Source organism: Parasutterella sp. St.1A3 (assembly GCF_059728705.1).
Genome location: NZ_BAAGFK010000002.1, coordinates 211,285 through 233,688, shown reverse-complemented (window position 1 = coordinate 233,688; position 22,404 = coordinate 211,285). Strand labels below are relative to the sequence as shown.

Here is a 22,404-nt window from a genome sequence, read left to right as displayed (position 1 = left end):
TTTTTGAGCGATCCCCGAAGTTTTTCATGGCAGTAAATTTTATTTACCCACGTATCTTTCCTTGTCTTTTTCACTCGTGATAAGGAGTCATTAGAGCTTAAAAAGAGTGCGGTCAAAACTTTTTTTTACTATCGCTTGGAGGCATTATTTCTTCGTTAAATAATAGAAAGATGGAGAGCGCTGGGACCGCTCTCCATCGATGGAAATTATGTCGTCTTAGCGACTTATAGGGGAATAATCAGATTATTTTTTTTGCTGGTGTTTGAGTTCGCCTCTCTTTTCTTTTTCCTTCGTTATGAATCCCATAAAAGCCAGCATTGTCATAGCGCCAAGGCGGGCGGTAATTCCAGACGGATCGTATTGGGGGGCAACTTCGACTAGGTCGAATGCGACAATATTGCCTTTTTTCGCGATGCCTTCAAGCACGTCAGTAACAAAATTGTAGTTTAAGCCTCCGGGAGAGGGGGAGCCTACGCCCGGTGCAGTGCTCATGTCGTAGCCGTCGATATCAATCGTCACAAAGTAGTTCTTTGATTCAGGAATCATCTTAATGACTTCCTCGGCACCAAGAGAAAGCGCTTTGCGAGAGGGAATGACGACAGAACCGTAGTCATAAGCAGCTTGGAAATCTTCTCTTGTATTGCTTCCGAGGCCTCTCATACCAATCTGGCACATTTTAGTAAAATGGGGCATCTCGGAGATCATTCTCATCGGAGAGCCGTTTGTCCACGTTCTTTTTCCGAAGTCAAGGTGAGCGTCAAACTGGACAACGCAGAGATCTTCGTACATATCCAAGGCCTGTGCAGTTGGGATCGTTACCGAGTGATCTCCTCCCATAAAGACCGGAAGAGTACCTTTGGAGATAATTTTGCGCGCCGCTTCGCGGACATTATCAAAGCTGGCGTGGAAGTCCATTGGATCCATATCAACGTCGCCGCCGTCGACTACTTTCACAGGAGCCTCAAGGTACTGAGTCAGTCTTTCGGGATCCCAGAAACCGGCATCGCCTCTGCCGTAGTGGCAGGAAACCTCGCGGATACGGCGTGGACCGAATTTGGTTCCGCTCAAGTAGGGTGCACCCATGTCGTAGGGAATCCCCATGACACAAACGTCTACATCATCAAGCTGGTCAAGATCGGTACAAATAGGGTACTTTGCGAAACTGGCAATACCGGTAATCGGCAGATTATGAATTTTCTTTGGCATTTCATGCTCCTTGGTTTGGCATGAAGCCAGAATAAGGAACTCTAAATAGGAGCACAATTAAAATTAATTTTTACTCGTGTAAGATTAGTCGTAAATAATAATAGGCCGCTGAAAAGTAAGCTCAGCGGCCTGTATGCGAATATGCGGCTAAATCAGATGTTTCTCTTTCTTGAATTCTGCGACAGCTTGAGCAGCTGCCTTAGGGTTCGTCATGAGCATAGGATTGACGAGCTTATCTGCTTCCTTCGAAGTCATAAGTCCCATTCTGACGACCGCTTCTTTTACGGATAAATTATTTTTTTCGCAGTAATGAGCGACTTTCACTCCAAGTGGATAGCCAAGTGCTGCCGCAACCACGGTACTTAGTGCAATTGAGGCGTTTGCCTCTTTCTCACAGCGTTCCTTATTTGCTGTAATTCCATCTATGCAGTGTTTGCGTAGTATCGGAAGCTCTGCGTTCACGAGCTGGAAGCTTTCAAAGAGGCATTTGTAGAATGTTGCATCCCACACATTTAAATCAAGTTCTCCCTCGTCATAGGCCATCGAAATAGCAACATCGTTGCCCGCAACCTGATGAGAGATTTGAATAACCATTTCCGGAACGGTTGGATTTATTTTTCCAGGCATAATGGAGGAGCCGGGAGAAAGTGCAGGGAGGTTGATTTCCATGAGTCCTGAACGGGGGCCGGATCCGAGGATGCGCAAGTCTTTGCTGATCTTTGAAAGTGTCATGGCAACTTTTTTAACCAGACCAGAAACTTCTACGATGAAGTCTGCATTTTGGAATCCGTCAAACAGGTCTTTCATCGGTGTGATGGTTTGCCCGCATTGTTCGCTGATTTCTGCATAAAATGCGTCCATATAGCCTGGTTCTGCACTGAATCCGGTTCCAACAGCGCTACCGCCCATGACTATTTCAAAGCAGCCTGCGCGCATTGAAACTGCCTGGCCTTTAAGACGTTCAATGACAGACGCATATCCCCCAAACTCCTGACCAAGTGTTAAGGGAAGGGCATCTTGGAGACAGGTACGGCCGACCTTGACTACATCTTTAAATTCTCTCTCTTTTGCTCGAAGGGATACTGAGAGCAACCCTAATTCGCGGATCAGTTCGTCAAAGCGAGCAATCATGCCAAGATGAGTAGCCGACGGAATCGTATCGTTTGTAGATTGCCCCATGTTGACGTGTGTATTTGGGTGAACTCTGTCTGAACCCTTTTTCCCGGTCAGGATTTCATTAGCCCTGTTGCCGACTACTTCATTGATATTCATATTGACACAGGTATAGCCTCCGCCTTGCCACATATCAAGAGGAAACTGATCTGCGAACTTTCCCTCGATGATTTCGTCACAGGCCTGAGCGATAGCTTCTGCGATATCGTCATTCATGGCACCGATTTTGCTGTTTGCTCGGGCTGCTGCTTTTTTGATTTGGGCTAATGCCTTATGCATGTCAGGAAAGAAACTGACCGGAAGGTTGGCACATCCGGATACGCCCATCATGCGAGTTGTTTGTATTCCGTAGTAGCAGTTATCAGGAATTTCCATTTCGCCGAGACAATCTCGTTCAATGCGATATTTGCTCATACTTTGACTCCTTGAGGGATTCTGTTTAATGAGCTTATAGTTTCAGATAATCTTTTGATGTTATCAATTATGATAAGAAAGAAAAGTGTTTAAATTAAGTAATACTTAACTCAATATAAAAGTACAAATGATCATGTAAACATGTTAAAAGGCCATAGACTGGAGCGGATCTTTGATGGAGAAAGATAAAATTTTGAGCTTGGTGCAGCTGCATATATTTCTTGTGACGGCGCAGGAGCGCTATTTGAAGCAGGCAGCTAAAATTCTTGGCATTTCTTCTTCTGCAGTGAGTCAGAATCTCAAGGCTTTAGAACAGACTCTTAAAACTCAATTATTTGAGAGAGATACGCGACCTCTGGTGCTGACTGCCTCCGGAAGAAGACTAGCGGAGTTAGGTTCCTATCTCATGGAGCAAAATGAACGGTTGTTCCGGAAAATGGAAGATCAAAGGGAACGCGTGAGTTCTTTACGTCTGGGTCTGGGGGAGTCTGCAGCCGGTTCTTTTGGCCCTTGGCTTATTGCAGCTCTGGAAAAAGAGGTCGAAGATTTGGAAGTTGCCTCAGGCCTGACAAAACCAATGGTCAAGTTATTGAACGATGACAGAATTGATGTTTTGTTTTCTCCGCTTGCGCCGGGGGAACTGGAAGATTTTTATGGTTGGGCGCTTCTTGAAGAGGACTATATTCTTGTTGCTCGGAGAGGAACTGAATCAATTAACACGCTCGACGATTTAAAGCGCTTTACCGCCTCTCATCCGCTCATTGAGTATAACCAAGAGAGTTCGGACCGAGTTCAGGTTCGTCGAATTATTCGCTCTCTCAACCTGGAGGTCAGTGAGCAGGTCTCAGTTTCAACCAGTTATTTGCTGGTTGGACTTGTGAGCCAACTTAACGGATGGTCCATCATCACGCCCACGAATTTATGGAGTTCCGGTTTCTTTCTCGCAGACGTTAGTCTTTATAAACTGCCCGGAATGGATATAAAGCGGACTTATTGGGTCCGATGGCAAAAAGAACCGTCTGAGTTTGTGAAAGCATGCGTAAAGAAATGTGTGGAGCAAGCTTTAATAGGGGCTTTTTCCGATCTTGTTCGTTCGAGGACTCCGGAACTTTCTCGATTTATGAAAATTTACCCAATTCAGAACCTGTATGGAAAATGCGCTTCAGGGATAAACGAATCTTATTGAAAGTATAACTTAAACCAATTTTGGTTTAACTGCATTACAAATAGTGACATGATGAATTGTCTTTTCTCAGGAGAAAATTATGATGAAGAAAACCATCGCCGCAATTTTTGTAAGCAGTTCCTTTATTGCCGGAGTTGCTGGTTCGTGTTTCGCGCAGGCACCTACACAGCACGCAGCAAAGGCACAGCTGCCAAACGTCTGTATTCTTGCAACTGGCGGAACCATTGCAGGCTCAGCCGCGAGCAATACTCAAATGACAGGTTATAAGGCAGGAGCAATTGGGATTCAGACGCTTTTGAATGCAGTACCAGAAATTCATAAGGTTGCCAACGTCCAAGGGGAGCAGATTTCCAATATTGGTTCTGAATCGATGACTCATGAGATATGGCTCAAGCTTGCTAAGCGAGTGAATGAGCTTTTGGCTAAACCGGATGTTGATGCGGTTGTTATTACCCATGGTACGGATACATTGGAGGAAACAGCTTATTTTTTGAATCTTGTGACTAAGTCGGATAAACCGGTTATTTTGATCGGAGCCATGCGCCCTGCCACAGCAATTTCTGCAGACGGTTCGGTTAATATTCTGAATGCGGTTAATTTGGCGGCCTCTAAGGACGCCAAAGGTCGTGGGGTTATGATTGCAATGAACGATGTGATTAACGGCGCCCGTGACGGGCAGAAGACCAATACTCTGAGAGTGGACACATTCCAAAGTCCTGAACTTGGCTACCTTGGTTACTTTGAAAATGGCCGTCCCGTTTTCTACAAGGCGACAACCCGTAAGCATACCAAGGACACAGAGTTTGATGTTTCCGAGCTTAAAGATCTTCCGCGTGTTGATATTATCTACTCACATGTCAACGACGATGGCAAGATGGCAGAAGCTGCAGTTGCTAACGGAGCAAAAGGTGTTGTGCACGCAGGAACAGGCAACGGTTCGATTCATGAGAATGCTGAAGCGGCACTCTACGATGCAGCCAAAAAAGGTATTGTCGTAGTTCGGGCTGCACGTGTTCCGAACGGTCCGACGATTGAATCGACAGAAGCTTGGGATAAAGCAGGTTTTGTTCATGCTGGAACTCTTAATCCTCAGAAAGCCAGAATTCTTCTGCAGCTCGGATTAACCAAGACGAATGACCCCGCAAAGATTGCTGAAATGTTCGGCAAGTACTAAGTTGGTCATCTGATTCCCAAAAGCCGCGGGCCTGTCTTTTAGACAGGCCTCACTTTTTTATGAAAATAATGAAAAAACTTCGGAATCAGAATAGATCCCGAAGTGGAGGGTCCTATGGATATCAGTAAAGGACAAAAAGGGGGGAGAATCAAACTTGATAATTTAAGCGTGTCTTTTTTCAGCTTTCCACTGTGCAATGGCTTCAGCCATTCTCTCCGGGTTCACCAATAATGCAGGGTCAAGCAGGGAATCGGCTTCTTCTTTAGTCATGACACCCATTTTCAGGACTGCATCTGCAACCGCTAAATTATGCTGCTGCGCGTATTTTGCGACTCTGACCCCTTCGGGATAGCCTAAGGTTGCAGCAACAACGGTTGCAAGAGCGATGGTTTCTCTTGCTTCCTGTGCACATTTTTCCCGATTGGCAGTGATTCCGCTGACACACTTATCGATAAAGAGCGGGATTACTTTGGTCAGGAGATCAAACGATTCGAACAGATTCTTATAAAGAGTCGGAGCCCAAACGCTGATTTCCAGTTCTCCTTGCTCAAAGGCCATGCTGATGACTACGTCGTTGCCGCAAGTTTGCTGAGCGACCTGACTTACGAGCTCAGGCAGGATAGGATTAATTTTGCCCGGCATGATGGAGGAGCCGGGGGAGAGTGAAGGAATGGAAATTTCACCCAAACCGGCGCGAGGGCCGGAGCTCATCAGGCGGATGTCTTTTGCGATCTTAGAAATTCCGCAGGCAGCTTGTTTGACCGCAGCTGATACCTTTACGCAAAAGTCATCATTCTGCATGCCGTCAAATAGATCCGTAGCGCTTTTCACGTCTTCTCCGAGCTGAGCGGAAAGGTGCTTGTAGAAGGCCTCCTGGTATCCGGGCGCAGCGCCAAGTCCGGTACCAACAGCGGTGCCACCGACGATGAGGCTGAAACATTCCTCTCTTAGGCTGCGGATATTGGCGGCCTGACGTCTGCAGAATTCCGCATACCCACCGAATTCCTGCCCCAAAGTCAACGGGACTGCGTCCTGCAGGCATGTGCGTCCGACCTTAATTACGTCTGCAAATTCAAGTGCTTTTTGAGCAAAGGCCTCTGCAAGTTTATCAAGTTCTGGGGCGAGCTTATCAAGAGCCGGATAAATGCAAAGATGTTCCGCGCTCGTGACTACGTCGTTGGTGGACTGCCCCATGTTGACGTGTGTGTTCGGGTGAATCGCATCCTGTCCCTTGTGCCCGGTGAGGTACTCATTGGCAAGGTTGCCAATAACTTCGTTGACGTTCATATTTACACAGGTGTAGCCTCCACCCTGGTACATATCCAGCGGGAACTGATCGTCATACCTCCCTGTTAACGCCTGGTCACAGGCCCAGGCAATGGCATCCGCTTTCTCCGCCTCAAGTGCGCCTACGTCTTTATTTGCGAGGGCAGAGGCTTTTTTCATTTGAAATAGGCATTGATGCAGGTAGGGATATTTAATAACTTTTTCTCCAAGTAAGCCGGAAACACCCATGACACGCATGGTTTGGATGCCGTAGTAAACGTTATCCGGGACTTCCATCTCACCGAGACAGTCTTTTTCTATACGAGTTTTCATATTTTCCTGGGATTAGGTTGGTTGAGCATGGAAAGAATTTTCTATTTTTTGCTTGGAAAAACCAAACAAGATAAATAAGATTAAATGTGAACTATCGGTTTTTCTTATGTTGCAAAGGCATGACTCAGATAATTACTGCCTCGCTATAATTTTTAATGATATGAGGTTAGGCAATGCGAAATTTCTCTCTTGAATTAGGACAAATGAAAGTCTTCATGGAAGTAGCAAAGGATTGCAACATGACCCGTGCAGCCTCTGTTCTTGGTCTGACGCAGCCTGCGGTTTCCAGTATTATCAAGAGGATTGAGACTGGTTTAGGGATGGCTCTTTTTGATAGAGATGTTCGACCAATGAAGCTGACTCTTGAAGGGACTGTACTTTATAACCGAGGAGGCAGTGTTATTGAAATGATGGATTCTATTGTGGCGGATATGTATCGGACCGCTAAGGGGAAGAATCCTGATTTGCGCCTTGGATGTTCTGAAGCGATCATGAGTAACTTCGGGGCAAGTCTCATAACGTCTTTAAATCGACACGTCGGACATTTAACAGTGTTGGGCGGTTCTACTCCTCAGGTAGCTGGACGCCTTAAGTCAAACGAGATCAACATCGCACTTTCCAGTGACTTACTTGAAAGAGAACAGGGTGTTCGCTCTATTCCGCTTTTCAGAGAAGACTTTCTTTTGACGGTGAACCGCGACGTATGTAAAAAACTTAATCCTCGAAATTGGGTTGATCTCAGACATTACCTTGAAACCACTCCTTATGTTAGAACGGGCATGGACACGATGGATTACTTTCAAACAGAAAGAGTTCTCAGGTCGATGGAACTGAGACGGCTGACAACGATGGAAGTTGATTCATGTATTGCGCATCTTGGAGTGGTTGCCAAAGGCGCCGCATGGTCGATTATTCCGGTTTTGGCAGCGATCGTTGCCTCTAAGCATCTTGGGAATGTTTCTTTTTTGGATTTCGGGAATAGGAGCGCGACAAGATCTTTTTTCCTAACTTATCGCGAGAGTACATTTAAACCGCTTGCACAGCTGATTTCAGATGAAATGAAGGTTATTTTTGAGCAGGAAGTTTCTCCGGAAATCAGAGAGTTAAAGCCGGAGCTTGGCCAGCATATTTACTGGATTCAGCAATAACAAGGCGGTTCCGTCGAAACTTCAAGTGAGAACCGCCGTATAGACAGATTAGCTGTAGGATGCTTGGTAAATTTGGATGCAGTCTTCCGGTGTTAAGAGAGACGGATCATTCTCAAAAAGAGGGGCCATAACCTTTCTCGCTTCGACTGCGAGGTGTTCGAGCTCTTCGTATGTAATACCGTAATCGCTCATTTTGATATCTGCAATCCCGCAGTTTTGCAGGAGTTTTTCCAAAACTTCAAGAAAATCTTCCGGTTTAGAGGCATCTTTTTTCCCAAGCGCTATTGCCAAGCGAATGAATCGATCCGGACAGCATCCTTTATGGATAAAGTGCGCAAAGTAAGCCCGGCAGATCAGAATTAAACCAGCTCCGTGAGGAAGGTTAGGATGGTAAGCGCTGAGAATATGTTCAAGAGAATGTTGACTTAAAAGTTTGCCTGTCGACATGACGAGACCACCTAATGTATTGGCAAAGGCCATGTGTTCTCTTGCTTCGAGATCCTTACCGTCTTTCACAGAGCGAACCAAATACTTGCCAACGTTTTCAATTCCCGTGATAGAGAACATTTCGTTAAAAAGATTGGCTTTTTTGGAGAGATAGCCTTCAGCTAGATGGTAGAACGTGTCGAGACCCTGAAATGCTGTTTGAAGCGGCGGAACGCTTGTCATCAGTACGGGATCAACAATTGACAGTGTTGGGAACATGCTTGGGTGACCAATACCGTACTTTTCATTGGTTTCGATGTTGTTGACCATCCCGCTGTTGTCAGCCTCGGATCCTGTCCCCGCTGTTGTTGTTATACAGACGATTGGCAGCGGTTTGTGCTGAATCGGCATTCCTTTTCCAGTGCCGCGGATGCAGTAATCCCAAAGATCACCCGGGTTTGTTGCCATGAGAGCGATAACCTTAGCACTATCCATTGGAGAGCCTCCGCCAAGCGCAAGTACAAAGTCACAAGCCTCTTTTTTTGCTTGAGCTGCGCCTGCCATGATGCTGTCTTTTGTCGGGTTTGGGCCGATCCCGTCAAAAACGGAGAAAGAGATACCTGATTGGGTCAGCTGATGCTCAAGCTCAGCTAGGTAACCGTTGACGCGTACAGATTTGCCGTTGGTAATGACAATAAGAGCTTTGCTTCCGGGCAGTTTTAATTCATGGACATGTTTTAAGGCATTGACGCCAAAAACGAATTCGGTTGGGATGCAGAAAGAAAACATGATTTCCTCTTTGAATAAAGTAAGACCCGACTCTCCAGCTAGAGAGCCGGGCACTCTGGGAGAGTCAATTATTTAGAGCGAGCAAAAAGTTCTTGGATCTTAGCTTCAGTTCTTTCCTTCGCATCGTTCAGCTGTCCGTAGCGCTGCTCAACGATTTTTTCGTTTTCCTGAATCCCTAGATGAAGTTCATCAAGTTGACGAACGACTTCTTCCGGAGCGGAACCGCCGAGAGAATTCTTGGAGTAAGCGTTTTTCACCGGGTCAAGACCAAGCTGAATTTGTTCGTTTGTGACTTTAGAGTCAATACCAAAAAGATTTTTTGCAATTGGAGCAATTACGGCAACATCAATTTCACTGGCTTTCTTGTTGTGTTCAAGCATGTGGTTGACTACATGGGCAACGATGTCATGTGCTGTACGGAACGAAATTCCATCGGCACGAACGAGGGTATTAGCAAGCTCTGCCATTGTGCAGAAATTGTTCGTTGCGGTCTGAACCATCAGCTTCTTGTTAAGCTTGATTCCTCTGAAGGTTACATTGAGCAATTCAATGCAGGCCTTCATTTCGTTGAAAGCTGTCCAAAGTAATGTGGGTCCTTCTCCGCTGCTTTCGTTGTTGTGTGTGTAAGGAGTGTTCTTCATAACCATCCATGCAGCGACACAGCAGCCCTCAACATTGGAGGATTTGCCTTTAACATGCTCAAGAGTCCACGGGTTTTTCTTTTGCGGCATGATAGAGGAACAAACCGCAACTTCATCGGCGACTTCTACATAACCGTAGTCCGGGGTTGCCCAAACGTAAAGGTCTTGGCACAGTCTGGTAAAAGTATTGGCCGCAATCCCAAAAGCCGACAGGATTTCGAGAATATAGTCGCGTGAGCCGACGGCATCAATCGAATTGCCGAGGGGAGCGTTAAAGCCAAGCAGATCAGATGTGAAATTACGGTCAATGCTCCAGGTAGTGGACCCCATTGATCCGCCACCGAGTGGACAGAGATTCAGCTGACTCCAGGCGTTTTCGATGCGGGCGTAGTCACGAGACATTCCATTGAGGATCGCAGAACAATACTGGGCGAATGTGATCGGCTCAGAGGGCTGCAGATGCGTATATCCGGCCATAACGGCGTCTGTATTGTTGCGGGCAACGGTTTCGATTGTCTTTCGCATCTCGTTATAAAGACGGCAGATTTCCAGATAAAGCTTGCGCACATCCATACGGCAGACTGTGGCGTAAAGATCGTTGCGGGATCTGGCGGTGTGCTGCTGGCCTCCGACTTCAATGCCTACCTTCGAGATCAGGTAGTTTTCCATATTGAAATACATTTCTTCCAGCTCAGGGCGAAGCGGGAAGCTCGGGGTGTCACCCATTGCGGTCATTTCTTCAGCGACTTCAAGGATCTTTGCGGCGACATCCGTTTTGATGATGCCTTGTTTCTCCAGCATTAAGACGTGCGCTTTATTGCACTGGACATAATTTTGGAACGAACGTTCCGCTTCTTCTGCGCTGATGCTCGGTTCGATAACGTACTTGATGACTTCCGCTGCGGGAGGCTGTTTGATTTTGCCTCTGTTGTTGCCTTGAATCATTTATGATTTCCTTGGTTTGTGTTTAAGACAGTCTCATTTTTGTGTATCGGTTATCAAACAACAACAACCATATATAAAGCTTATAACACGGGATTAAAAACGTTAATGGGATCGCCTCAGGCACAGTTGATAAAAAAGGCCTTCAATGAAGACTGAAGGCCTGTGTCCTTATCGTTCTTTTAACTAAGAGCGTTGACTACTGTCATCATATAGACCTTGATGAAGTCAAGATATTTCTGCGTGCTGATCTTTTCGTTGACTTTGCCCATTTCATTTTCGCCGTTAGCGGCGCCGAAGTTTGGAATCGGCATGTGAGTTGCTTTACGGATCCAGGCGGCGTCTGAGCCCCAGGGTTCAGCAACCATTTCCACGTCTTTACCCATGACTTCCTTGTACGACTTGGAGACTAGCTGGATAAACGGGTCATCCTTTGGGATGTCCAGAAGCGGGCGTCTTGAGGTGACCGTGAGCTGATAGTCAAAGGAATCGTCTTCTTTCTTCAGAGCGTCCAAGACATCAGTAATCTCTTTCAATGCTTCGTCATGGTTTTCTCCTGGGACTAAGCGTCGATCGAACCAGAATGTTGCCTCAGACGGGTAGACATTAGCTGCCTTGCCGGAGTTCATAACGGCAATGGTGAGGTGCGGAGGCGGCAGTCCTTTCGAGGAGGGACGTGTGATCAGGGTGCTGTTGAGCACCTCCAGTTCCCCGATAGCTGTGACGGCTTTTTGAAGTGCTGTTTTCCCTTTGTAGAGCAGCGCGGTATGTCCGGGCTCGGATTTATAAGAAATGTAGCCTCTCAAAATTCCGCCGTGCTGAGGGACGAGCATTCCGTCACTCGGCTCCATGCAAATACCAAAATCGCCGCGCAGATAGCCTTTGCTGAGCAGATATTGAACGCCAAGCTCGCCTCCGAACTCCTCGTCGCACATCCAGCTTAAAAGCACATTACCCTTGGGGTCAAACCCCATTTTTCTTAGGAAGATAACCGCCATGAGTGCGCCGGCGTCTCCGCCTTTCATATCAGAAGCGCCTCTGCCGTATATGCAGCCTTCATGCTCTTTTCCCGACCACGGGCCGAACATACCGGGGTCCTCCGGATCCGGAGGAAACACGTCCATATGACCGTTAAAAACGAAAGTTTTTCCTTTTTGACTGCCTTCCCACAAAGCAAGCAGATTCGGACGGTGAGGCTTCGATTCGATCCACATTGAGGTCGCTGTCCTTCATGCGCTTTTCAAAGACGAAACTGACCGGCTCTTCGTCTCCGGTCACGCTAGGGGTCCTCAGGAGCTCCTGAAGGCATTCGATAGCTTCGGTTCGGTTGGTTTCTACAAAGTCTGAGATTTCTTTGGCTGTAATCATTTTTTCCTATGAGGGAGTTTAGAGAGAACAATGATCAGACTGCTCCTAACATAAGAAAAAGAATATATTTATAATCAAAGTATTATATTTAGTATTGATTTTGACTTATGCAGAAGCATCAGTCGAATTGGGATCTTTGCAACTCTGTTATGGCACGTTACCGTTTTTATGTGTGCTGCGAAAGTCGGATCTTTTTCTTTAGCTGCAGAGACGCTCTCTGTCACATAGCCTTCGGTGTCCCTTTCCGTTAAATTTATTGAGGATAAACTGGGTTTCGATCTGTTTGAGCGTTCGACAAGACCGCTTCGCCTCACACCGGAGGGAAGCGCGGTGATGGAATTGCTCCAGCGATACCGAATGGAGTTCTCTGAACTGCTGCAGCGTATTCGCAGTGACAACTTTATTCGTCCGATTCTGCGCATCGGATTAATAGAATCAATCGCGGCTTTTGCTGCGGCCTCCCTTGTAAAGTCACTCAAACCTTTATGCGGTCAGCTGAGACTTAAGGTCGCTACATCGGAAACGCTGATGGCGCAGATTTCCAACAGAGAGCTCGATGCGGCGATTATTTCCTCAGAACTTTACTCCGGAGAATATTTTGATCCGGAGCCGATTTTCTCGTCTCCGCTGGTACTGATGCTTCCGATCGATTCCCCTATTGAAGTGATTGACAGTTGGGCTACTCTGCTCCGAGCGGGAATCCCGTTTATCCATCATCCCAAGATTACAGCGGACGGGATTGCCATACAGAGGTTTACAGACCGCTTTTCTCTTAATTTTCCCTACATGTTGGAAGCGGATAACAATCGAGCGATTTTCCAAATGATTTCCGCCGGATTGGGATGGAGTTTTTTCAGCCGTGGAGCCTTTTTGAAAGCGGACCGCTAACGACGGTGAAAATTTTAAAAGCTCCTGTCGCTATGCCGAGCCGTAAGGTTCAGTTGGTTTGTCCGCATCTATCAGATCGAACAATACGGGAAACGATTAAAAAGTCACTGTCGAGTCTGGTTGTCCAAAAGAGCGAAACCCGACTTAGTCCCTTAGCCCCTTGGCTTTGCCGCGAGATAAAGATTTATTAAAAAGCCGAAGGCCTCATGGAAAGAGGCTTCGGCTAAGCAATTGCGGCTTCTGATTAATTTCTATGACGGACCGTTATCTAATATCCGCACGGAGCATCCGGCTTTCTCGGGGAGATGGAAGCAGACTCTGCTGTGTCTGTGTCTTCGCTAAGGAAGTAGAGGAAGTCTTCTTCGTGAAGTGAAAGAGATCCTTCTAGCGAAGCACCGGAGCAGTGAAATACGGTATCAGCGGTGCAGAAGAATCCTGCTAGATACTGTTTTTGGGGATCGAAAGAGAATTCAGCTGATCCTTTGACAGCCTGAACTGCACCGGAGAAGGAGTTATCCGTAAGAAGATTGAAATCCTCATAGGCCCCCTCAGATGTTGTTTTCCAGGCACCTTGGAAGATATCTATCTCGTAGGGCTCGAGATGCACGGACTTTTTCTCTCCCGACTGCAAGACATGCTCCATTTGAAGCAAACCTTTTCTCGGGCTGATATGACGGGTAAAGCCCGTGAAATCAGAAAAGAGTGAAGAGCCTCCGAAGTAGACAGCGGAAGAAACACGGATTTTAAAATCCTTGTTTTCCCATGTGGAGCCTTCCGGCAGAAGCAGGACTTCCTCTGTGCTTCCGCCTGCCCATGAGTGGACGATACAGTCTGTTTTTGAGTTTAGTCTGACAGCCATGATCTGCCTCTTAAAGGATCTGTTTCTTGCGATCAAAACCTTCGAGCTGCATATAGAATTCGCAACAGTCCATCAGAGCGTCGAAAGGGACCATTCCGCAGACTTCAGTGCCGATAATGCTGAGGCCGTAGCGTCTTGCTTCGCTTCTGACCATTTCGATAATTCTGTAAAGTGGAACAATCTTGTAATTAATCATGCAGCTGACTTGGCAGACATTGCGTTCAGCGATGTAAACGCCAATTGCTCGAGCATCCTCATAACCTCCTTTTGCCTCACGGAAGGACTGGGCAATGTGTTTTGCAATCTTTACATCCGGAGTGTTGAGCGTGATGTTGAAGGTAACCATCGGGCCTCTTACGCCAAGAGGCATAGCGCCTGCAGTTGGGTGCATTTTGGCTTCGTCGTAGTCGGGAGCCCATTCCGGCTGAGAGATGAGTTCGCAGAGGCCTTCATATTCCGGGTGACGGACGTTCTGGAGTTTAACGCGTTCCGGTTTTTTAGCCGCTTTTTCATAGAGGTAGACCGGGACTTTCAGTTCAGAGGAGACTCTTTCGGCCAACTGATTTGCGTATTCGACACATTCTTCCATTGTTACATCTTCGATCGGGATGATCGGGCTTGCGTCAATCGCACCGATGCGCGGATGCTCACCCTTATGGTGATTCATGTCGATGTTTTCTACAGCGGCCTTGCATGCTCTGAATGTTGCTTCTAAGACTGCCTGAGGTTCCCCGATGATCGTGTGAACGCAGCGGTTATAAGCAGGGTCCACATTGACGTTAATAAGGCGCGCGTTGGGAACGGAGGCAGCAGCTTCAGAGATCTTGTCAATGACTGCCTGATTCTTTCCTTCACTAACATTTGGAATACATTCGATAATTTTTGACATTTTTTACTCCTTAGAAAGTTTCTTATATCCGATCGCCAGTAAGGCTTCCTCAGATTCACGAGCCATTTTCTCGCTTTCCTCTATGTTTCGAAGGGCTGCTTTTACATAGGCATCATCCTTGATAGAGCCTAAGTTAATACGGGCATTTAGGAGAGCTCCTAGAACTGCGTTTCTCGCATTCATTGCTGCGATCATTGCGTCGGTGATTGCGTTTTGGTTGCCCTCGAGCAGCGTGGGAATGAGTTCAAAGATTTCGGTAGAGACAAGTGCCACCTCCAGCGGAACTTTAGAGGCGAGTTTAAGAGCCTCCTGAATCTTCTCTTTTCTCCGCAGCTTTTCTTCCTCCGTTGCTTTTGGCAGTTTAAATGCAGCCATAACACTGTCAAAGCTCGCTGCATCCTTTTCGACGAGAGTGAGAAGACGTGCCTGCAGAGAGTTCGCTTTCTCTTTAATGGCCAAAAATTCCGGAGATGGCGAACCGTCTTTAGGAAGACTAAGGTTTGCGACCATTTCAGCTAAAGATGCAGCCGACGCTCCTGAAAGGGCGGAAATACTTCCTCCGCCCGGGGTTGGAGCTTCGGAGGCTGTAACTTCGCAGAATTCAGTTACGGTGAGGTCGGTTAAGTTGTTTATGGGATTCATGTTTAATCCAATCCTTTTTATTGCAGAACGAGCGGCGCGATTAAGAATGCAGCGGCGACACTGGTGATTGTCGTAACCATACCGGGAAGGAGATAAGAATGGTTGATTATGAATCGACCAATTTTTGTTGTACCTGTTGAATCAAAGGTGACTCCGGCAACGATTGTGACCGGAATACATATAAGCATGATTTGCTCCATGCCGATTCCATGCGGAGTCAGTAGGACAATCAAGCTGCCATTGCTGCAGAAACGGGGCTTGCTGTAATTGCCTGTTGGCTCGCTACGACGGAGATAGGCATCGGTCTTTCAGGACATACACCTGTTTCTCTGGAAACATTAGCGATAACAGGCAACAAGGCAAAAGCGATATTTCCAGTTCTCGCCATGATTGTGAAAAGATAGCAAACCATCGAGGCTAAGAAAGAGATGTATTTTGGATTTGCACGAAGGATACGTTCGGCAACATCTACTAGAAAATCTATTCCGCTCGCTACATGCAACGCAGCCGCAGCGACAATAACGGATGTGATGATCAGCATCACATCCATTGGAGGGGAGGAAGGGGCGAGGCCGCAGAAAATAGCAAGAACAGCAAGCTTCATACCGCCGGCGATACCTAAAAAGATACCGCCTAATCTTGTGCCAATAGCTAAGGCGACGAGGACAACTAAGAGCTCAACTGCAAACATAATCTGTACTCCTTGGTTGGCATTTCAAAAGAGTATTAGAAGAGGAGGAGGCTGTAGACTGATTACTCTTGATTTGTAGTGAGGCGAACAGCCGACAGCAGAGTCCAATTTAATCGAGAAGTTATAAAACAGCGAGAGAGTTGAAGCTTCACTAACAAGTGATATTATTCTCAAATAATGATCCCTGAATAGCAGAGATAGGAAGGAGACTGGAAGTGACAGCAGGCTTAAGAGACTTCAGTGGTTTCTATACTCGCAGCTGTGAGATTTTTATTGTATGCGCCCGTCTTAAATCCTTCTCTGCCGCAACGGAAGTGCTGCAGACAAGTCAGTCATCCATTTCTCAGACAATAAAGCGTTTAGAGAATTCCCTCCAGTTTAATCTTTTTGAGAGGGAGACTAGACCTCTGAGAACAACGCAGGAAGGTGAGGCGCTTTACAAGAAACTCACTCTTGATGCCGAGCAGAATCGAAGGATGATAGAACTGTTTCGTACAAGAAATTATTTAAAGCCGGTATTAGATATTGGTTTAATTGAATCAGCAGCCTCGTTCTGCGGTGCGGAACTCACGCAGGCTTTGAAAGGCAGTGTTGGTTCAGTTGAGGCTGAGTGTTGAGACGTCTGACAAACTTTTGATGAGTCTAATGGAGCGAGAACTGGACATGGCTGTTGTATCCGTGCCGGAAGTTTTATCTCCCACTCTGCAATGGAATCTTTTATTTTTAGAACCCTGGGTCGTACTTTTCCCAAAGAGTTATCCTCTTCCGTCTCACGATCCTTTGAGCTGGGAAGAGCTCCAGCTCTGTGGTCTGCCTTTTATTTATCATGGGAAATACACTGCAAACAGCCGATGTTTTAATGCTATTAAGGGTTTTGAAAGAAGAGCTCCGACAAATAAGTTTGAGCTTGACAGCAACTTCATGATTTATGAGTTTGTCAGCCAAGGTATAGGCTGGAGCATTACTCAGCCGCAAGGTATTTCTTTGTTTAGAAGTTCTTCCAAAATTCAGGTAAGGAGGGCTCCTGCGGAGTTAGAGAAGCGAAAAGTTTTTTTAGTTGCCCGCAGGAACTGCAGTGAGGATCTGCAAGCGAAAGTCTGTAGAACAATTCAACAGATTATTCAGAGAAAAGTTGAAGATACATTGGGACAAAGTGTCTCGTGGCTTCCTAAAGAATTTCAGTTTGTATCCGACTGACAGGAAAGAAAACAATAGTTTGTACATTTTGAGATAGATGAGCTTTGAAGAAGAATCCCGTTGGAGCTTGCTTCTAATTGTTGCTAGGAATTTGAACTTTCTGCAAGTTTATTAACTTCAATTGGAGTATTTCTCAAATGAAAAAAACACTTTTAGCCTTGACTGTTATGGGCGCTTCCGGTGTCGCCTTTGCTGCTTCCAACGTCACTCTCTACGGTGTTATCGATACATCTGTCGTTTTCACACATGACGGCGGTGCAAAAGATGCTAAGAACGTTGTTGACATGCAGTCCGGCTTCCGCAACGGCTCTCGTTGGGGTATCAAAGGCGTTGAAGAACTCGGCAACGGCTACGCTGTCGGCTTCATCCTTGAAGATGGTTTCAACAGTGACGACGGTAGCGGCGCTCAGAAGATGAACGGCGCTTTCTCCCGTGAATCCAAGCTCTACATCAACGGCGGTTTTGGTCAGATCGGTTTTGGTCGTTTAGGTACTCTGGCTAACGGCGCTCAGTCCAACAGCATCCTCTCCGGATGGGCACTGGGAACAAGCTACCAGACACAGGGTACACTGACTTCCTTCATGAAGAATAACGGACGCGCTAATAACGCTATTGCTTATGTCTCTCCGAGCTTTGCCGGCTTGACAGTTCATGCCATGTATTCCAATGGCACAAAGACAGATACAGCTGAATGGGCCAAGAACGACCACTACTATGGCTTAGGTCTTGCATATCAGCTCGGCGGTTACCGCAACACTCTTATTTTTGAATCTGCAGACAATAAGGGCGGCAACGGTGAAACAGCCTACAACGTTAACCTTGGTCTTGGATACAACTTCGGTGCTATCACTCCGCAGTTCGCTTACCAGTATGCTTGGCAGGATACACAGTACAAACAGCACGTCTTTGGTTTGTCTGCAGCAGCTCCGGTTGCTGGCGGTACAGTTAAGGCCGGTGTCAAGTACCTCCTCGGTAAAAACGAAACAGATACTTTCAAGGCTGCTACAGGCGAAGACAAGTATCGCTCTCTCTCCATCAGCGCTGCCTATGAATATCCTCTGAGCAAGCGTACAACAGTTTGGGGCTTCGCCAGCTGGGCTGATGGCGACAAAGGCTATTCTGCTGACAACCTGAAGAACCTTAAGGCTGCTGGAGACACACTTAAGACCGCTAACTTCGACGGCTATGTCTTCTCTGTTGGTATGACACACAACTTCTAATCTAGCTTTAAGCTAACTTAGATGTTAGGGCCTCCTTCGGGAGGTCTTTTTTTACCTTATAAAGTGTTAGTAACGATTAATAGACCTTGAGGCTAAGGAATTTTTTCTTAATCGCGGGATTGTTATCTCCATCCATCTCAGCAAGGATAGATACTTAATGTTTTAGATTCGATAAAAGAACTCCGGCTATTCAAATGCAAGGGCCTCCCGAAGGAGGCCCAAGAAATACCTAAACTAACAAGTAGTTAGATTAGAACTTGTGGCAGAGGCCAAGATAAACCTGATAGCCATTGTATTTTGTATCAGTTGTGTCTTTCCAAGCCTTTCCGCCGTCAGCATAACCAGCGTAAGACTTGATCATCGTACGCTTGCTCAGCGGGTATTCGTAAGCAGCGCCAACAAGCCAGGCATTATGTTTATCTTCTGTTCCAGCAGCTGCGCCGTCATTCTTACCGAAGGTGTAGCGGGCACCAACTTTGATTGCACCGCCGCCGGCGTTAATCTTGGCGCTCAGACCGAACTGATGGTCTTTGTTGCCCTGATCCTGCCAAACATACTGATAAGCGAACATCGGAGTAACCGCGCCGAAGTCCCAAGACAGGCCGTAGTTGATGCCATATTTCGGATTGTGGTTTGTAATTTGTTCCTTACCATCAACTTTGAGGGAGTTCTTATTCTGTGTAGCTTCAAAGATTAAAGAAGAAAGAATCGGGCCGTTAGCATACTTGGCACCAATACCATAGTAGTGGCCGTTCTTTGACCATTTGTTCTTGTCGTCAACGGCTAATTCGTTGGAGCCGCTGTTAGAGTACATGGCGTGAATGGTGACGCCGCCAAAGGACGGAGAGGCGTAGGAAACAACGTTGTTCATACGCTTGGCAACGAAGTCAATTGCATTCCAAGCGCCAGAGCCGTAACCTGTGCCGAAGACCCAACCGGAGAGAATTGCTCTGCTCTGAGCGAAAGCTAAACCACCAGTACGACCGAAGGCGACAGAACCAAATCCGCCGTTAACATAAAGGATAGATTCACGATTGAAGGCTTTTCCAGCAACACCTTCACTGCCGTCGTCTGCATTGAATCCCTGTTCAAGGATGAAGCCAACGGAATAACCGTTGCCGAGTTCTTCAACACCTTTAATACCCCAGCGGTTGCTAGAGTCAAAGCCGGCTTTCAGGTCGACAATTGTGTCTTTGTGTTTAGCCTTGGAAACAACAACGCCTTCTTCGATGAGGCCGTACAGTGTTACGTTGGAAGCGGCAAAAGCCAGAGAGGAGAAAGCGCCGAGGACGCCCATCGCTAAAAGTGTTTTTTTCATTTGAGAAATACTCCAATTGAAGTTAAAAACTTGCAGAAAGTTCAAATTCCTAGCAACAATTGAAGGCACTCAAAATGTAAAGGCCTCCCGAGGGAGGCCAATATTTGAACTAATTTTTTTGCAAGATTAGAACTTGTGGACCAAGCCAGTCCCTACAGTCCAACCATTGAACTTACCGTTTTCTACATCTTTGTAGAGCTTAGCTCCGTCTGAGTAACCAGCAAAACCATAGAAGTAAGTACGTTTACTCAGCGGATAGCTGTAACCAGCGTCAATATTCCAAGCTCTGTACTTCGTGTCAGCGCCGATAGCATTAGCGATATGCTTGAAGTCTCCATCGAGCTTGCCCAATAAGTAACGGGCACCCAATTTAGCAGTGCCTCCTGCTAAAGGTGCAGAGGCACTCAGACCAAAGGCATGTTGAGAATACACATCAGATTCCCAAGCATACTGATAGATACCCATGGCAGTTACAATACCGAAATTGTATGCGCCACCGGCAGTAACACTGTAAGCAGTCTTACGGTCCTCAAAATTCGCTTTAACAGCATCCAGCTTTTTCAGATCATCACCTTCGATCAGATCAAGTCCGAGGGTCTTAAGATAAGAATTAATTCCAGTGCCGATCCCCTTTTTTCCGCCTGTACCCTTCCCATCAAGGGCCTCAAAAATTACAGAGGCAGTTGCTGCATTACCCGCATATTTCAAACCTAAGCCGTAATAGTGTCTATTTTTAGACCATTTTTCGTTATCGGCGGAAGTACCATTAGAGTACATCGCATGAACAGTAACACCTCCAAAGGAAGGAGATACATAGGCAATAGCATTGTTCACACGGCCATTGCCTTTAGCGAAACTTGTCCAGCTGCCCTGATCTTCATAAGAGGTGCCAAAAGCCCAACCTGTGAGGATGTTGTTGGACTGAGCGCCGCCTGCAAGGCTGCCTAAGCGGCCAACTCCGATTTGACCGAAACCTCCGTTGATGTAGAGCTTGGATTCACGAGAGAAGGCTCCGTTCATGTCCTGAGCGCCGCTACCATCATCACTGTTGAAACCATCTTCAAGGATGAAGCCGACAGCGTAACCGTTGCCGAGTTCTTCAACACCCTTGATGCCCCAGCGGGAACCAGAGTCGAAACCGCTCTTCATCTGAACTTTAGTAGTGTTGTGTTTTACCTTGGAAACGACAACACTTGTATCGATAACGCCATAAAGGCTAACATTGGAAGCAGCAAAGGCAACACTAGATGCACCCATGACAGCTAAAGCTAAAAGTGTTTTTTTCATTTGAGAAATACTCCAATTGAAGTTAATAAACTTGCAGAAAGTTCAAATTCCTAGCAACAATTGAAGGCACTCAAAATGTAAAGGCCTCCCGAAGGAGGCCCAAGATCAATCCAAGTTAAACCAAACTCAGATTAGAAGCTGTGGCGCAGGCCAAGGTAAACCTGATAACCGTTCATAGCAACATCTTCTGTATTCTTCCAAGCTTTGGCGCCGTCAGCGTAACCGGCATAAGCCTTGACAGCTGTTCTCTTAGAAAGGGGATAGATATAAGCAGCGCCAATATTCCATGCGCGGACTTTCTGTTCTTCAGCACCGATAGCGTCATCGTCGCCGAAGAGATAACGGCCGCCAGCGAGGAGATCACCACCACCTACAGCAACCTTAGCAGAAAGGCCGAACATGTGAGTCTTTTTGCCTTCGTCCTGATGTGCCCACTGGTAAGCAAACATCGGTGTTACAGTACCAAGGTTGTATTCGAAGCCGTAGTTAATGACATACTGAGTCTTTTTCTTAGCATCGCCAGTTGCATCTTTATGATCAACTGCTTCGAGGATTAAGCTAGATTTGATCGCGTTAGCGTTGTAGAGTGCACCGAGGCCATAGTAATGGTTGTTTTTAGACCATTTGTTTTCATCGGCAGACGTGCCATTGGAGTACATAGCACTAAGTTTGAGGCCACCGAAGCTCGGAGTCTGGTATGCAACAGCATTATCCACGCGGGAGAAGGATGTGCCAATAGCACTTGTCCAGGAAGAAAGACCGAAGCCTGTTCCGAGAGCCCAACCTGTCAGAATAGTATTGGACTGAGCGCCGGAAGAAAGTGTACCGGTACGGCCTGCACCTAAGCGTCCGAAGGGGCCAGTTACATAGAGGAATGCTTCACGGCTGAACTGTTTGCCGCCTGTAGCTTCGCCGCCGTTGTCAACATTAAATCCCTGTTCAAGGATGAAGCCGACAGCATAGCCGTTGCCGAGTTCTTCAACGCCTTTGATACCCCAGCGAGAGCCCTGGTCAAAACCGGACTTCAGCTGAACTGTTGTGTCCTGATGTTTGGCTTTCTGAACCAGCACACCTTCTTCAATAACACCATAGAGTGTTACGTTGGAAGCGGCAATAGCCAGGGAAGAGAAAGCGCCGAGGACGCCCATTGCTAAAAGTGTCTTTTTCATTTGAGAAATACTCCAATTGAAGTTAAAAACTTGCAGAAAGTTCAAATTCCTAGCAAGAATCATCTGCAACGCCATTGTGATAAAAAAGTGATGCAAGAGCAACAAAAACTGTTGTATTTGCGCAAATACGACACTTTTAATTGATATAAGATATGGTAAATCAATATTTCGTTGTTGT

21 protein-coding genes are annotated in these 22,404 nt (G+C 46.6%); 7 read left to right on the top strand and 14 right to left on the bottom strand.

Features of this window, described 5'->3' with window-relative positions; all coding sequences use genetic code 11:
- Positions 1 to 243 precede the first annotated feature (243 nt).
- Positions 244 to 1,206: an agmatinase gene (locus AC6I1F_RS12945; RefSeq protein WP_160335013.1), complete on the bottom strand. Its 963-nt coding sequence runs from the start codon at positions 1,204 to 1,206 to the stop codon at positions 244 to 246.
- 147 nt (positions 1,207 to 1,353) lie between these two features.
- A complete protein-coding gene (locus tag AC6I1F_RS12940; protein ID WP_251452265.1) occupies positions 1,354 to 2,793 on the bottom strand; it encodes an aspartate ammonia-lyase in 1,440 nt (479 codons plus the stop codon).
- Between the two features lie 175 nt (positions 2,794 to 2,968).
- On the opposite strand from AC6I1F_RS12940, the gene AC6I1F_RS12935 reads away from it, so the two are divergent.
- Both AC6I1F_RS12935 and AC6I1F_RS12930 read left to right on the top strand, forming a co-directional pair.
- Positions 2,969 to 3,979, top strand: coding sequence for a LysR family transcriptional regulator (locus AC6I1F_RS12935; protein WP_251452266.1), 1,011 nt, complete (start codon positions 2,969 to 2,971; stop codon positions 3,977 to 3,979).
- A gap of 82 nt (positions 3,980 to 4,061) precedes the next feature.
- A complete protein-coding gene (locus AC6I1F_RS12930; RefSeq protein WP_497801820.1) occupies positions 4,062 to 5,153 on the top strand; it encodes a type II asparaginase in 1,092 nt (363 codons plus the stop codon).
- 162 nt (positions 5,154 to 5,315) lie between these two features.
- On the opposite strand, the gene AC6I1F_RS12925 is transcribed toward AC6I1F_RS12930, so the two are convergent.
- Complete coding sequence (locus AC6I1F_RS12925) at positions 5,316 to 6,752, bottom strand: aspartate ammonia-lyase (RefSeq protein WP_160335010.1); 1,437 nt, start codon at positions 6,750 to 6,752, stop codon at positions 5,316 to 5,318.
- Between the two features lie 173 nt (positions 6,753 to 6,925).
- Between AC6I1F_RS12925 and AC6I1F_RS12920 the strand changes: the two genes are divergently transcribed.
- Positions 6,926 to 7,900: a LysR family transcriptional regulator gene (locus AC6I1F_RS12920; protein WP_289172124.1), complete on the top strand. Its 975-nt coding sequence runs from the start codon at positions 6,926 to 6,928 to the stop codon at positions 7,898 to 7,900.
- Positions 7,901 to 7,948: 48 nt separating this feature from the next.
- On the opposite strand, the gene AC6I1F_RS12915 is transcribed toward AC6I1F_RS12920, so the two are convergent.
- The 3 genes from AC6I1F_RS12915 to AC6I1F_RS12905 all read right to left on the bottom strand — a co-directional run bounded on the left by AC6I1F_RS12915 (position 7,949) and on the right by AC6I1F_RS12905 (position 11,912).
- The gene (locus AC6I1F_RS12915) at positions 7,949 to 9,115 is read right to left on the bottom strand and encodes an iron-containing alcohol dehydrogenase (protein WP_497801814.1); all 1,167 of its coding nucleotides are present in this window, start codon (positions 9,113 to 9,115) and stop codon (positions 7,949 to 7,951) included.
- Between the two features lie 68 nt (positions 9,116 to 9,183).
- Positions 9,184 to 10,701: an argininosuccinate lyase gene (gene argH / locus AC6I1F_RS12910; protein ID WP_301000483.1), complete on the bottom strand. Its 1,518-nt coding sequence runs from the start codon at positions 10,699 to 10,701 to the stop codon at positions 9,184 to 9,186.
- Positions 10,702 to 10,880: 179 nt separating this feature from the next.
- Positions 10,881 to 11,912: a M20 family metallopeptidase gene (locus AC6I1F_RS12905; RefSeq protein WP_301000482.1), complete on the bottom strand. Its 1,032-nt coding sequence runs from the start codon at positions 11,910 to 11,912 to the stop codon at positions 10,881 to 10,883.
- 388 nt (positions 11,913 to 12,300) lie between these two features.
- Between AC6I1F_RS12905 and AC6I1F_RS12900 the strand changes: the two genes are divergently transcribed.
- On the top strand, positions 12,301 to 12,954 hold the full coding sequence (locus AC6I1F_RS12900; protein WP_251452276.1) for a LysR substrate-binding domain-containing protein: 654 nt from the start codon (positions 12,301 to 12,303) through the stop codon (positions 12,952 to 12,954).
- A 268-nt stretch (positions 12,955 to 13,222) separates the two neighbouring features.
- On the opposite strand, the gene AC6I1F_RS12895 is transcribed toward AC6I1F_RS12900, so the two are convergent.
- Genes AC6I1F_RS12895 through AC6I1F_RS12875 form a run of 5 tightly spaced genes read right to left on the bottom strand, consistent with a single transcriptional unit; the run spans position 13,223 to position 16,035 of the window.
- Positions 13,223 to 13,813 (bottom strand): HutD family protein, encoded by a 591-nt coding sequence (locus tag AC6I1F_RS12895; protein WP_251452277.1) that lies wholly within the window; start codon positions 13,811 to 13,813, stop codon positions 13,223 to 13,225.
- Between the two features lie 10 nt (positions 13,814 to 13,823).
- A complete protein-coding gene (ftcD, locus tag AC6I1F_RS12890) occupies positions 13,824 to 14,702 on the bottom strand; it encodes a glutamate formimidoyltransferase (protein ID WP_251452278.1) in 879 nt (292 codons plus the stop codon).
- Between the two features lie 3 nt (positions 14,703 to 14,705).
- Positions 14,706 to 15,344 (bottom strand): cyclodeaminase/cyclohydrolase family protein, encoded by a 639-nt coding sequence (locus AC6I1F_RS12885; protein WP_301000481.1) that lies wholly within the window; start codon positions 15,342 to 15,344, stop codon positions 14,706 to 14,708.
- Positions 15,345 to 15,361: 17 nt separating this feature from the next.
- Positions 15,362 to 15,544, bottom strand: a complete 183-nt coding sequence (locus AC6I1F_RS12880) for an anaerobic C4-dicarboxylate transporter family protein (protein ID WP_497801813.1) — start codon at positions 15,542 to 15,544, stop codon at positions 15,362 to 15,364.
- A 29-nt stretch (positions 15,545 to 15,573) separates the two neighbouring features.
- A complete protein-coding gene (locus AC6I1F_RS12875) occupies positions 15,574 to 16,035 on the bottom strand; it encodes an anaerobic C4-dicarboxylate transporter family protein (protein WP_251452283.1) in 462 nt (153 codons plus the stop codon).
- A 215-nt stretch (positions 16,036 to 16,250) separates the two neighbouring features.
- Here AC6I1F_RS12875 and AC6I1F_RS12870 point away from each other — a divergent pair, with 215 nt between their 5' ends.
- The 3 genes from AC6I1F_RS12870 to AC6I1F_RS12860 all read left to right on the top strand — a co-directional run bounded on the left by AC6I1F_RS12870 (position 16,251) and on the right by AC6I1F_RS12860 (position 18,452).
- Positions 16,251 to 16,652: a LysR family transcriptional regulator gene (locus tag AC6I1F_RS12870; RefSeq protein WP_251452285.1), complete on the top strand. Its 402-nt coding sequence runs from the start codon at positions 16,251 to 16,253 to the stop codon at positions 16,650 to 16,652.
- 28 nt (positions 16,653 to 16,680) lie between these two features.
- Positions 16,681 to 17,232 (top strand): substrate-binding domain-containing protein, encoded by a 552-nt coding sequence (locus tag AC6I1F_RS12865; RefSeq protein ID WP_251452286.1) that lies wholly within the window; start codon positions 16,681 to 16,683, stop codon positions 17,230 to 17,232.
- Between the two features lie 137 nt (positions 17,233 to 17,369).
- The gene (locus AC6I1F_RS12860; RefSeq protein WP_304474894.1) at positions 17,370 to 18,452 is read left to right on the top strand and encodes a porin; all 1,083 of its coding nucleotides are present in this window, start codon (positions 17,370 to 17,372) and stop codon (positions 18,450 to 18,452) included.
- A gap of 250 nt (positions 18,453 to 18,702) precedes the next feature.
- Here AC6I1F_RS12860 and AC6I1F_RS12855 read toward each other — a convergent pair whose 3' ends face one another.
- The 3 genes from AC6I1F_RS12855 to AC6I1F_RS12845 form a co-directional block, all read right to left on the bottom strand.
- Positions 18,703 to 19,770 carry a porin gene (locus tag AC6I1F_RS12855; protein ID WP_497801812.1) on the bottom strand — a complete coding sequence of 356 codons (1,068 nt, stop codon included), beginning with the start codon at positions 19,768 to 19,770 and terminating at the stop codon, positions 18,703 to 18,705.
- Positions 19,771 to 19,896: 126 nt separating this feature from the next.
- Positions 19,897 to 21,057: a porin gene (locus AC6I1F_RS12850; protein WP_160334996.1), complete on the bottom strand. Its 1,161-nt coding sequence runs from the start codon at positions 21,055 to 21,057 to the stop codon at positions 19,897 to 19,899.
- Between the two features lie 131 nt (positions 21,058 to 21,188).
- Positions 21,189 to 22,226 carry a porin gene (locus AC6I1F_RS12845; RefSeq protein ID WP_251452294.1) on the bottom strand — a complete coding sequence of 346 codons (1,038 nt, stop codon included), beginning with the start codon at positions 22,224 to 22,226 and terminating at the stop codon, positions 21,189 to 21,191.
- Positions 22,227 to 22,404: the final 178 nt, after the last annotated feature.